Here is an 11,606-nt window from a genome sequence, read left to right as displayed (position 1 = left end):
GCAGATGATTTTACCGTTAGCATCGACATAGCCATTACCTAAATGCCATTGATACCACGGCTCAGTAGTGAAATTACTAACTAGACTCAGATCCTCGCGATCGAATATCATGATTTGGGTGCCGAGTTCTGGCTTCCACCGAATCGATTCACTATAACTAGCCAATTGCAATAAAATTGGTAACGGTTGAATCTCTACCGGGTTAATGCAAAATACTAAATACTTACCGACCATTAAAAAGTCATGAACGGTAGTCAGTCTGGGTAACTTAGTTTGACTAGATTTAATAACTTTACCACTGCGATCGCTCTCATACAGATTTAGTTTTGGTTGCGCGCCGATCGAGATGCCAAAATTATATATATGTCCCGAAATTGGATCGACTTTGGGATGTGCTGAATAAACTAATGGTGTCAGATCGCTACCTAAATAATCCGTCCCAATCGTTGCTAAAGTATCTAAATCTAGCGCGTGCGGCTCGGCACCTTCCCAGAGTGCCAACAATCGATCGGGTAAAGCTAAAACCGAAGTATTTGCCGCATTTCCCAGCGATTTACCAAACCTTTCCCACAAGTTTCCAGATGGCAACATGCCATAGTTACCATACAACCACCGATCGACCTGACTTTCTTCCTGATATTTCTTAGTTTGCACGTAGCGATAGACCCCGCTAGCAGCCCCGTCAGCAAACTTTACCGCCAAAATTGCTCCATCCCCATCGAACCAATGTCCGACCCGCTGACCGCCCCGTTCGAGCCGTCCGGGGCCATTCCGATAGAGGGTACCGCGCAAGCCAGCCGGAATCGCACCTGAGAGAATCTGTAACTGCGTTTGAGGAAATTCGGGTGCGGGTGCAGCTAGAGCTTGACCCCACAGAGGTTTAGTAGTCGATCGTTTTGAGGTAGTTGTCATGAGCAAGTAGCAGTGATTTGGTGTTCGATCGGACAATTCGACTAGATTTACATATCTACAGACAGATTGCCACCTCTCTAAATTCTACAAAGATCGCATTCGTTATGGAGATATCAACCGATCTCGATCGCAATAATATTGCTAGTTTTGAGGTGCGGATACGTCCAGGTGGTTACAATAAGGATGTCTTCCCCGTTCGCGAAATGTGAGCTTTGCCCAATCGTCATAATCTATGCTGACAATCACCCCTGAGCACGAAAAACTCATTCAAAATCACTTGGATACCGGACGTTATGCCAACGCGGAAGAAGTACTAGCCATCGCCCTGCAACTACTCACTCGCCTCGATACCGAACATCAAACCTGGATCGAAGAAACCCGTCAACAAATCGCCATTGGGATTGCTGAACTCGATCGAGGCGAAGGTGTTGATGGTACCACTGCGATGGAGGGCTATCTTCAGCAATTTCAGGCAGCACGACAAACGCGGCTCTCATGAATTTTATCCTCGCGCCCAGCACTACCCGCGATCTAGATCCGCTATCTCAGTACTTATCGATTGTATAAGTTGAAGAAATCAAAGAGCGATCGCGTAAGTACGATCTCTCTTTGATGTTAGATTTAAGTATCACATTAATTGAAAAAACTAGCTAACCATCCTAATACTGTCAATCCAATAATCATAGAGATGCAACCAGCACATCCAGATTGTGTAGATTGTTCTTGTTCTTTTTGTGGCAATACTTTATTAAAGTCAGACAATAAAGTGTATGCAGGCTTGTAATCGGGATCTATCTCCAAACATTGTTTAGCAATAGCTTTACCTTTATCTAAATATTCATTATTTTTAGTCGCTCTAAAATTCCCTAAATAGGACTGACCCAAGCAAGTCAACATTTCTAAGTCTGAAGGATTGAATATAATAGCATCAGCAAGTTCCAGTATAGCATCATCCCATTCTTTAATTTTGAGATAATTCTTTCCTTTTGTAAAACTCTTTTTTGATAATTCCTGTGCAATATTTATTTCTGAAGTTGTAACTCCTAGTTCTGATGCTATATCTTTTAGCTCTTCCGTTGTAGGAATTCTATCGGTTTTATCCCTCAACTCTGTAATGCGTTTAATATAGTTGTTTACTAAATGATCTGTGGATGTTTCCATGATGAAGAGTGATAAATATACTTCTTCAGAAGTCTTGGTACATAGATGGAGTACCCACAGGACAAGCTAATAACACTTGATTTACCATGCAGCTTGAGACAATATATGATGAACATTAGTCCCTGTCGAGGTTTCAGGCTATCTTAACGCGAGCGATAATTCCAGCAAAACATTGAGCGCACTCAAGCCAGAACTCAAGATGAGAATCGACTTTGATACACTACACGATCGACCGCCCATCTGTGACATTCCTGCTTGTGACTGGCTTTAGCTATGCTAAAATTGCCCGATCGTCGATCTGTAACTACTATTTGACGATGCTATTGCAACAGCACATCTGCGGGAATGCCTAAATGTTGATGAATTGCCCGAATCATTTCTAGCGTTAATGGTTGGCGTTTAGACATTACCTCTGCTACCAAGCTTTCACTACCAATTAGCGGAATTAGATCTGCATTCGATCGATCCAGTTGTTCTAGTCTAAATTCAATCGCTGCGATCGGATCTGGTAACTCAATCGGAAAATATTTATCTTCATATAGCTCTATTAAAGTTGCTAACACCTCCAATTCATCAGCTTCAGGAGTATTAGGAATCGATGACATCAACGCTCCGGCGCGTTGCAAGGCAGCTTGATAATCAGCTTCGGTTTTAATTGGTCGAATTAAGGCTGTGTTCATATTGTCTCCACATCGATTGAGTCGTATTCTTGGTGAGTGCCAATAAAGCGAATAAAAATAATCTGTGCGGCGTAGTTAATCTCAACAACTAATCGATATTTATTACCTGCAATATTGAATACAGTTCGATTATTTTTCAGGATACTCGCGTTGCGATATTGTTCTTTCACATCCGCAGGTGTTTGCCAAGTTGCCTGTTTAGCTTCCCGATACCACGATCTGAGTGGGTCTTCCGCATCGGTATATTTTGGCGTACTTTCCCAAAATTCGCGCAATGTTCTTTTGGCGATAACTCTCATAAATAATATTTTACAGCATTAGACTATCGATCGAGACACACCACATTATTACTGATAGATAGCTTGGATCGATCGATCCAACCCAGCCACTAGCAAATTGTCCCGCGAACTGGGCGATAATTGACTGCATAATAATCGATCGCAAATTTCTGCTCCCTACCATGTCAGATATATCTATCGAATCTACGCTCCAAGAAGAGCGACTATTTAGCCCCTCGGCAGAATTTTCACAAGCTGCACAGATTAAGAGTTTGGCAGAGTATGAAAGTATTTACGCCCGTGCCCAAGCTAATCCCGAACAGTTTTGGGCAGAACTCGCCGACAGCGAACTACATTGGTTTAAAAAATGGGAAACGGTGCTAGATTGGCAGCCCCCATTTGCTAAGTGGTTTACAGGTGGTAAGATTAATATCTCGTATAATTGTCTCGATCGACATCTGACTACCTGGCGTAAGAATAAAGCTGCGCTAATTTGGGAAGGCGAACCCGGCGACTCGCGCACGCTGACTTACGCTCAATTGCACCGCGAAGTCTGTCAGATGGCGAATGCGCTCAAACAGATGGGTGTAGTTAAAGGGGATTTAGTCGGGATCTACATGCCGATGATTCCTGAAGCTGCGATCGCGATGCTGGCTTGTGCGAGAATTGGGGCGGTACATACCGTTGTGTTTGGTGGCTTTAGTGCTGAGGCGTTGCGCGACAGATTAGCCAATGGTAAGGCTAAAGCCGTAATTACCGCCGATGGTGGCTGGCGTAAAGATGCGATCGTACCATTAAAAATTCAAGTCGATAAAGCTTTAGAAAATAATGCCTGTCCGACAGTCGAGCAAGTTTTAGTCGTTCAGCGTACCAAGCAAGAAATCCCCATCGTTGAGGGACGCGATATCTGGTGGCATGAAATTCAGTCTACCGTCTCCGCCGACTGTCCCGCTGTCGAAATGGATGCCGAGGATATGTTATTCGTCCTTTATACCTCCGGCAGTACGGGCAAACCCAAGGGCGTAGTCCATACTACTGGCGGTTATAACCTCTACAGCCACATGACTACCAAGTGGATTTTCGATCTCAAGGATACCGATGTTTACTGGTGTACCGCCGATGTCGGCTGGATTACCGGACATAGTTACATCGTCTACGGGCCATTATCTAACGGCGCGACCACAGTTATGTATGAAGGCGTTACTCGTCCCTCGAAACCGGGCTGCACCTGGGACCTCATTGAAAAATATGGGGTTACTATCTTCTATACTGCCCCCACCGCTATTCGCGTCTTTATGAAAATGGGTGAAGAATTGCCCAACGCCCGTAATCTCTCCTCCCTCCGCCTCCTGGGTACCGTTGGCGAACCAATTAACCCCGAAGCCTGGATGTGGTATCACCGCGTGATTGGGCACGAAAAATGTCCGATCGTCGATACTTGGTGGCAAACTGAAACTGGCGGCATTATGATTACCTCTCTCCCTGGTGCAATTCCCACTAAACCAGGCTCCGCCACTCGCCCCTTTCCCGGCATCATCGCCGAAGTTGTCGATCTCGATGGCAACACCCTCCCCGCCAATCATGGCGGATACTTAGCCGTAAAATATCCTTGGCCGGGAATGATGCGGACTGTCTACGGCGACGACGAACGTTTCCGTAAAACTTACTGGGAACATATCGCCCCCAAAGATGGCAAATACATGTATTTTGCGGGGGATGGAGCGCGTCAGGACGCAGATGGTTACTTCTGGGTGATGGGACGCATCGATGACGTTCTCAACGTCTCTGGGCATCGTCTGGGCACGATGGAACTCGAATCTGCGCTTGTCTCTCATCCTGCGGTTGCCGAAGCCGCAGTTGTGGGCAAACCCGATGAAATTAAGGGCGAAGAAATCGTCGCTTTTGTAACTTTAAATAGTAACTTTATCGGAGATGCAAGTTTAGTAAAAGAGTTGCAAAAACATGTCGGTACAGAAATTGGGGCGATCGCGCGTCCGGGTGAAATTCGATTTACCGATGCATTACCGAAGACTCGATCGGGTAAAATTATGCGACGATTATTACGCGATTTAGCCGCAGGTAAGGAAGTATCAGGCGATACTTCGACACTCGAAGATCGTAGTGTTTTGGATAAGTTGAGAGGTAGTGATTAGTCGATTAAATTAAAAATAAACCCAACCTTTAAAATAAGTGTTGGGTTTTACTCATCGATTTTTATTTCTTGCTGCGATCGACACCATCTTGTCTGTAGTTAATAGTCCTAGCAGGATCGATAGTCGGTAATCTGCGATTGCCCTGGCTTGATGTTTCTGGCGTTGGTTTAGGCGATTGACTCTGGCTTTGATTTTCTGCTTTGTCTGACATTTTGAGTACCTTGAGAAATAATGAATAGTAAACTTACTTACGATTACACTTTAAATTCAATCAAGGTCGTAAATGAAAGTGTCGATAAAATTAACACGAAACTTGATTTGGTTCTAACCCTCAGTACTCGTAGGTTGGGTTGAAGAATGAAACTAGGGCAGCCTCAAATGTTGCTGGTTGAGTTGGGTTTCGCTTTGCTCTACCCAACCTACGCATGGCTAATCGTCTTCAAATAGATAGACAGACTCAGGATGACCCAATGGTGCAATTCCCTCATTCCGATCTGCAAGTTCTCCAGCAAAATTCTCTCCAGCACCGTCGTACCATTGACTCCTAGTGAACAGATAAAGAGACTGAAATTCCTCTTCAGATAATTTTCGTGGAGATTTGTATTCGGTAAGAATCCAAAGTCTATGTTCTGACTGACGATACTCGTATCGCAGAATACCACCCCTAATACCAAGCAAATATAAATGCTCGGTATCCCGTCCATCTTGCAAATATTGGCTTAATTCTACTGGAGATTTGTTTTCACCTTCTCCATGAGAGTAGACACAATCATCGAACTTCTGTAATATTTCTCGATCGTCGATCGTTATTTCTTCTGATCCATTAAAGCTTTGCCACAGAACTTTAACAGGCCCTCCAAATGTTACTCTCACCATATTGCGAGCTACAGTCGTTCGATAAATTTATTCTAAGGGTAATCTGGTTCAAAATTCAAGGTAGGGGCAATTCATGAATTGCCCCTACTACCTCTATTTGTTAGATGCTTAACCGCGCTTCATCGCGCGATCCATATCGCGCTTATCGTCTCGCTTCTTGAGATCGTCGCGCTTGTCGTGGAGCTTCTTACCGCGTACTAACGCGATCGTCACCTTCACCTTACCCCGCTTGAGATACATCTTCAACGGCACCAGCGTCAAACCCTGTTGCTCGACTTTGCCGATTAACTTGCGAATTTCGGCTTTGTGCATTAGCAATCTGCGGGTGCGGGTGGGTTCGTGGTTAAAATACGCTCCCGTCGAGTTGTGGGGTGAAATGTGGGCATTTAACAGCCAAATTTGCCCCTGTCGCAATAAGCCATAACCATCGCGCAGGTTAGCTTTACCCGCCCGAATCGATTTTACCTCGGTACCCAACAACTCGACCCCCGCTTCGTAAGTTTCGAGGATTTCGTACAGGAACCGAGCTTGCCGATTGTCGGCAACAATTTTGATACTATCCGATTTTTCTTTCTCGCTCATACTTCTATTTTACTATTCACGAGCGCGACTGGATCGAAAGCGGCGATCGCCAAAATTATAGCCCCAATCTAGTTTATCGGTAGTCAGGAAATGTAACTTTATCTAAAGCTCTAGACTAATTGGCGAAATTTGGTATAGTTATTCCATCAAAAGTGCAAATCATCGCGATCGCTTGCTGACATGGCTCGTTGGCGTAGCCTCCGCCTTGCGGAATCGGGAAATCGATAGAATTCCTCGATGCTCATTCTGAGCGGCTACGCCAACGCCAGCTAAATTTGGTCGATCTAGCGATCGTAGTGTATTCTCAAAATGAGTAATCTCGATCTAATTTAAGCTCTAACACGACCCAATTCTCATTCAGTATGACTGTGACAAGGAATTTAGATCGGCAACAAACAATTATTGATACGATAACGCCTGTTGGTAAGGCGCGTTCTATCTGGCTGGTGAGAAAATATTATGGGTAGCTCTATTGATTTCGGCGGTCGTCCGATCCATTTTATCGGCATTGGGGGGATAGGCATGTCGGGACTTGCCTACGTTCTGGCTACACGGGGATTACCAGTATCTGGTTCCGATCTCCGAGCGACAAACATTACCGAAAAGTTGGCAGCAGCAGGGGCGCATGTTTTCCTCAAGCAAGATGCCAGTAATTTAGCATATTTCGATAACCACCCATCTGGGCAAACTCCCCAAATTGTCTGCTCGACAGCGATTGGGAAGACAAATAGCGAATTAACCGCCGCGCTAGAACGTGGATGTCCGATCTTTCATCGATCGGATGTATTGGCAGCATTGATCGGTGAATATACTAGTATTGGTGTAGCGGGTACTCACGGTAAAACTACTACGAGTAGTGAAATTGGGTATATGTTGACGATGGCTGGTGTCGATCCGACGATCGTGGTTGGTGGCGAAGTAACGGCGTGGGATGGCACTGCTAGAGTCGGTAAGAGCGAATATTTTGTCGCAGAAGTCGATGAATCCGATGGTTCGATTACTAAACATTCGCCCACTATTGGGGTGATTACTAATATCGAGCTAGATCATACCGACCATTACAAGAGTTTGGAGCAGGTAATTGCCACCTTCACCAAATTTGCCAGCCAATGTCAAGTGACTGTCGGTTCGATCGATTGTCCGATTGTCAGAGAGCGAATCCAACCGACAATTACTTATAGTATCGAGCCGGGTCGTGTAGCCGATTATACCGCTGATGAGATTGACTATCATAGTGCAGGAACTTCGGCCCAAATATATGAATATGGGAATTTATTGGGAACACTAAAGTTAGGGGTTTTAGGAAAACATAACTTGAGTAATGCGCTAGCGACGATCGCCGTCGGTCGCAAGATCGGCCTAGACTTTGAGGCAATTGCTTCTGGATTGGCGACTTTCAGCGGTGCCAAACGACGGTTTGAACTTCGAGGTTACCAGAATAATATTACCTTTATCGATGACTACGCTCACCACCCCAGTGAAATTCTCGTCACCCTTAGTGCGGCTCGGTTGCGAGTCGGTACCGAACGCCGAGTTGTAGCCGTCTTCCAACCCCATCGATACAGCCGTACTTTAGAATTTCTCGATGACTTCGCCCGGTCTTTTAAAGATGCTGACGTAGTAGTTATTACAGATATTTATAGTGCGGGTGAGGTAAATACTAGCAACATTAGTGGTGAAGAAGTCGTAACTCAAATCGGTCGCTATCACCCGAATGTTTGTTATGTACCCACTCTCGAAGCTGTATCGCAATTCCTCAGCCATAATCTTCAACCAGGAGATATCTGCTTGTGTTTGGGTGCGGGCAATCTCAATCAAATTATTTTAGGAGTAGTAGATTTTTATCGAAATATGTCAAATGTCAAATCGACAGAAACAGTCGCTCAGACGTAATCGGTTAGTGTATTATCAATGCTAGTTTATCGCAGACAAACGTTATACATTTGACGATTGAAGCCGTTCGCGTAGCGTCTGGCGAAAGAGAATCGACTTCATCTAAATGGCTGAGAACTGTCTGCATATTTCTACGAGTTATTGGATCTCGCGATCGACCCCCGATTTCAGCAAACTACCTTACATCTCCACTATGACACTTTCCCAAGACCGTTCGCGCAGTCGAATTCCTGCCAAAGCAACCAGGATCGATACCCAAATTCAACATGCAGTCTCAACTTCTACAGATTCCGATCGAGACTTAGAAGTTCCGACAGATTGCTTGATTCATGCTGGGGTATCGCTCAGAGGTTTGACAACATGGAAAGTCGGTGGGGCTGCTGAGTGGTATCTCGAACCCAGAACTCTGGCTCAAACCCAAAGCGGTTTGGCTTGGGCGAGGACGAACAATCTGCCGATTACCATTATTGGAGCTGGTTCAAACTTATTAATTAGCGATCGCGGTTTGGCAGGATTGGTTATTTGTACCCGTCATTTACGCCATGTCAATACTTCAGCCAGCGGCGAAGATCGATCGATTTATGCGGATGCGGGTAAAATGGTCGCCAGCCTAGCTTGGCAAGCCGCTCGTAAGGGTTGGAGCGGAATGGAGTGGGCAGCGGGGATACCGGGCACTGTAGGCGGTGCTGTGGTGATGAATGCTGGCGCGCACGGACACAGTACTCAAGAGATTTTAGTCAACACCGAAGTGTTAAACCTCGATGGCTCGATCGAAACGCTGACCAATCAGGATTTAAACTATAGTTATCGGACATCCAATCTGCAAGGCGATGCGCGGATCGTCATCAGTGCTAAATTTCAACTCCTCACAGCAGAAGATCCCGAAGATATCAAAGCGCGGACATTCCGAGATTTAGAAAAGCGTCATAGCAAACAACCATACGATAGACCTAGCTGTGGAAGCGTGTTTCGCAATCCTAGCCCTTTATATGCGGCTGCTTTAATTGAAGGATTAGGGCTGAAAGGACACCGCATTGGCGATGCTGAAGTTTCGACTCTTCATGCTAATTTTATTATCAATCGCCAAGATGCCACCGCTAGCGATATCAGATCGTTGATTTATTACGTCCAGCGTCAGGTTAAAGCCAATTACTCGATCGAACTCGAACCAGAAGTAAAAATGCTCGGTGAGTTTTAAACTAGGCTTTAGGCTTTAGGCTTTAGGTTTTAGGTGGGGACACTCGCGTTGGCGTAGCCGCGCGTAGATGCAGGTAATCGCGATCTCCAACCTGGATTTGGGTAGAATGAGAAGAGTGGGTTGGGCAGTAGCTAAAACTTCTTCACCCTAAAGCCTAAAGCCCAAAACCTAAAGCCTACTGGCGGATACCCTCACCCCCGAACTTCCTGACTCCAGTAAGATGGGATATTGTTTAGATTGACTAAAAAGTAAAGATTATGACTCAAGGAAAAGGATTTGGCGGTTTCGGTCTCGGCAAGATGAAAGAACTTGCAGATGCCTTTAAAAAAGCCCAACAAGTACAAGAAGATGCCAAAAAGCTCCAAGAAGAACTGGAGGTAATGGAGATTGAAGGTCAAGCAGGCGATGTTACTGTAATTCTCAGCGGTAACCAAGAACCACGTAAAGTTAATATTGGTGCTGAGGCTGCGGCTAAGAGTCCTGAAGAACTCTCTCAGTTAGTGCTAGATGCAATGACAGATGCTTATGAGAAATCTACTGCTACCATGCGCGAACGGATGGAATTACTCACTAGCGGACTAAATATTCCTGGATTGTAACCCGATCGGCAAGTGGCTGCGGAAATTTCATAGGTAAATTAGGGGTATTGCTGAACTAAATGATGTCAGCAGTACCCCTAACATTTTGGATTTTGGATTTCTCACATCTTGCACCAGCGGCTTGCTATCCACTAAAACACTAATAGCTTTGTTGTAATGCAAGATGTGAGATTTTAAAATTCGACAGTTAATGGTGCGCGGGGGAACGGAATTACATCGCGAATATTGGTCATTCCCGTCATGAATTGTACCAACCGCTCGAATCCCAAACCGAAGCCAGCATGAGGGACGGTACCATAACGCCGTAAATCTAGATACCACCAGTAGTCGGCGGGGTTCAATCCTTGCGCTATCAACCGCCGTTCCAGCACATCGAGGCGTTCTTCTCGTTGGGAACCGCCAATAATTTCGCCGATTTTAGGAGCTAAAATATCCATTGCGGCGACGGTTTTACCATCGTCATTGAGCCGCATATAGAAGGCTTTAATTTCGACGGGATAATCGGTAAGGATAACAGGCTTTTTAAAAACTTCCTCAGCTAAATAGCGTTCGTGTTCGGATTGAAGATCGAGTCCCCAACTGACGGGATACTCGAATTTTTGCCCCGATTTTTCGAGTAAGGAGATCGCATCAGTATAAGTCAGTCGCTCGAATTGATTGTTAATAATATTCTCAGCAGTGGCTAAAACCGACTTATCGATTCGCTCGTTAAAAAATTCCATGTCTGATTGACAATTTTCCATTACATACTTAAAGATATACTGGAGAAACGTTTCAGCTAAATCCATATCTTCCCGCAAATCGCAAAAAGCCATCTCCGGCTCGATCATCCAAAATTCAGCCAGGTGACGAGAAGTATTAGAATTTTCTGCCCGAAAAGTTGGCCCAAACGTGTAAACGTTGCTAAATGCCATCGCCATCACTTCGGCTTCTAACTGCCCGCTGACGGTCAAATATGCCGCCTTTCCGAAGAAATCTTGACTGTAATCGATCTGGTTATCGGGAGTGAGCGGGACTTTTTTGAGATTAAGGGTGGTGACATTGAACATTTCCCCCGCACCTTCGCAGTCACTCGCGCTAATAATCGGCGTGTGTACCCATAAAAAGCCGCGCTCTTGAAAAAATTGATGAATGGCTGTGGCACAAGCATTCCGCACTCTAAATACCGCACTGAGAGTATTAGTCCGCGATCGCAAATGCCCGATCTCGCGCAAAAATTCAAAGGAGTGGCGTTTTTTCTGGAGGGGATATGTTTCGGGATCTGCTTCGCCGTA

13 protein-coding genes are annotated in these 11,606 nt (G+C 45.2%); 5 read left to right on the top strand and 8 right to left on the bottom strand.

Translation table 11 applies throughout. From position 1 onward, the window contains the following. Positions 1–912: carotenoid oxygenase family protein (locus Q0R35_RS04930; RefSeq protein ID WP_295614977.1), on the bottom strand; the 912-nt coding region annotated here is incomplete at its 3' end. A 232-nt stretch (positions 913–1,144) separates the two neighbouring features. On the opposite strand from Q0R35_RS04930, the gene Q0R35_RS04925 reads away from it, so the two are divergent. After that, positions 1,145–1,411, top strand: a complete 267-nt coding sequence (locus Q0R35_RS04925; RefSeq protein WP_295614976.1) for a type II toxin-antitoxin system ParD family antitoxin — start codon at positions 1,145–1,147, stop codon at positions 1,409–1,411. 134 nt (positions 1,412–1,545) lie between these two features. On the opposite strand, the gene Q0R35_RS04920 is transcribed toward Q0R35_RS04925, so the two are convergent. The 3 genes from Q0R35_RS04920 to Q0R35_RS04910 form a co-directional block, all read right to left on the bottom strand. Further along, complete coding sequence (locus tag Q0R35_RS04920) at positions 1,546–2,073, bottom strand: hypothetical protein (protein ID WP_295614975.1); 528 nt, start codon at positions 2,071–2,073, stop codon at positions 1,546–1,548. 320 nt (positions 2,074–2,393) lie between these two features. Then, on the bottom strand, positions 2,394–2,753 hold the full coding sequence (locus Q0R35_RS04915; protein ID WP_295614974.1) for a transcriptional regulator: 360 nt from the start codon (positions 2,751–2,753) through the stop codon (positions 2,394–2,396). Continuing rightward, positions 2,750–3,052, bottom strand: coding sequence for a type II toxin-antitoxin system HigB family toxin (locus Q0R35_RS04910; protein ID WP_295614973.1), 303 nt, complete (start codon positions 3,050–3,052; stop codon positions 2,750–2,752). Before Q0R35_RS04910 ends, Q0R35_RS04915 begins: the two co-directional genes overlap by 4 nt. A gap of 161 nt (positions 3,053–3,213) precedes the next feature. On the opposite strand from Q0R35_RS04910, the gene acs reads away from it, so the two are divergent. Further along, the gene (gene acs / locus Q0R35_RS04905) at positions 3,214–5,184 is read left to right on the top strand and encodes an acetate--CoA ligase (protein ID WP_295614972.1); all 1,971 of its coding nucleotides are present in this window, start codon (positions 3,214–3,216) and stop codon (positions 5,182–5,184) included. A 61-nt stretch (positions 5,185–5,245) separates the two neighbouring features. Here acs and Q0R35_RS04900 read toward each other — a convergent pair whose 3' ends face one another. The 3 genes from Q0R35_RS04900 to smpB form a co-directional block, all read right to left on the bottom strand. After that, on the bottom strand, positions 5,246–5,395 hold the full coding sequence (locus Q0R35_RS04900; protein WP_295614971.1) for a hypothetical protein: 150 nt from the start codon (positions 5,393–5,395) through the stop codon (positions 5,246–5,248). Positions 5,396–5,613: 218 nt separating this feature from the next. Further along, complete coding sequence (locus Q0R35_RS04895) at positions 5,614–6,060, bottom strand: hypothetical protein (RefSeq protein WP_295614970.1); 447 nt, start codon at positions 6,058–6,060, stop codon at positions 5,614–5,616. A 108-nt stretch (positions 6,061–6,168) separates the two neighbouring features. Next, positions 6,169–6,642, bottom strand: a complete 474-nt coding sequence (smpB, locus tag Q0R35_RS04890; RefSeq protein WP_295614969.1) for an SsrA-binding protein SmpB — start codon at positions 6,640–6,642, stop codon at positions 6,169–6,171. A gap of 459 nt (positions 6,643–7,101) precedes the next feature. On the opposite strand from smpB, the gene murC reads away from it, so the two are divergent. From murC to Q0R35_RS04875, 3 genes are all read left to right on the top strand, one after another. Further along, on the top strand, positions 7,102–8,535 hold the full coding sequence (murC, locus tag Q0R35_RS04885) for a UDP-N-acetylmuramate--L-alanine ligase (RefSeq protein ID WP_295614968.1): 1,434 nt from the start codon (positions 7,102–7,104) through the stop codon (positions 8,533–8,535). 193 nt (positions 8,536–8,728) lie between these two features. Further along, the gene (murB, locus tag Q0R35_RS04880; protein ID WP_295614967.1) at positions 8,729–9,733 is read left to right on the top strand and encodes a UDP-N-acetylmuramate dehydrogenase; all 1,005 of its coding nucleotides are present in this window, start codon (positions 8,729–8,731) and stop codon (positions 9,731–9,733) included. Positions 9,734–9,990: 257 nt separating this feature from the next. Next, a complete protein-coding gene (locus Q0R35_RS04875; RefSeq protein ID WP_295614966.1) occupies positions 9,991–10,332 on the top strand; it encodes a YbaB/EbfC family nucleoid-associated protein in 342 nt (113 codons plus the stop codon). A gap of 173 nt (positions 10,333–10,505) precedes the next feature. Here the strand turns inward: Q0R35_RS04875 and asnS are convergent. Next, positions 10,506–11,606, bottom strand: a 1,101-nt coding sequence (gene asnS, locus Q0R35_RS04870) for an asparagine--tRNA ligase (protein ID WP_295614965.1), incomplete at its 5' end; no start/stop codon positions are given.

The sequence above is a fragment of the Chamaesiphon sp. GL140_3_metabinner_50 genome, assembly GCF_025361915.1.
In the GTDB taxonomy this organism is placed as follows: domain Bacteria; phylum Cyanobacteriota; class Cyanobacteriia; order Cyanobacteriales; family Chamaesiphonaceae; genus Chamaesiphon.
This window is presented reverse-complemented; position numbering and strand designations above follow the sequence as displayed.

Bases quoted from the DNA above. Each gene is read 5' to 3' on its own strand.
- Q0R35_RS04875 (WP_295614966.1), top strand. From the start codon at position 9,991: ATGACTCAAGGAAAAGGATTTGGCGGTTTCGGTCTCGGCAAGATGAAA.
- Q0R35_RS04895 (WP_295614970.1), bottom strand. From the start codon at position 6,060: ATGGTGAGAGTAACATTTGGAGGGCCTGTTAAAGTTCTGTGGCAAAGC.
- Q0R35_RS04915 (WP_295614974.1), bottom strand. From the start codon at position 2,753: ATGAACACAGCCTTAATTCGACCAATTAAAACCGAAGCTGATTATCAA.
- Q0R35_RS04910 (WP_295614973.1), bottom strand. From the start codon at position 3,052: ATGAGAGTTATCGCCAAAAGAACATTGCGCGAATTTTGGGAAAGTACG.
- acs (WP_295614972.1), top strand. From the start codon at position 3,214: ATGTCAGATATATCTATCGAATCTACGCTCCAAGAAGAGCGACTATTT.
- murC (WP_295614968.1), top strand. From the start codon at position 7,102: ATGGGTAGCTCTATTGATTTCGGCGGTCGTCCGATCCATTTTATCGGC.
- Q0R35_RS04900 (WP_295614971.1), bottom strand. From the start codon at position 5,395: ATGTCAGACAAAGCAGAAAATCAAAGCCAGAGTCAATCGCCTAAACCA.
- murB (WP_295614967.1), top strand. From the start codon at position 8,729: ATGACACTTTCCCAAGACCGTTCGCGCAGTCGAATTCCTGCCAAAGCA.
- Q0R35_RS04925 (WP_295614976.1), top strand. From the start codon at position 1,145: ATGCTGACAATCACCCCTGAGCACGAAAAACTCATTCAAAATCACTTG.
- Q0R35_RS04920 (WP_295614975.1), bottom strand. From the start codon at position 2,073: ATGGAAACATCCACAGATCATTTAGTAAACAACTATATTAAACGCATT.
- smpB (WP_295614969.1), bottom strand. From the start codon at position 6,642: ATGAGCGAGAAAGAAAAATCGGATAGTATCAAAATTGTTGCCGACAAT.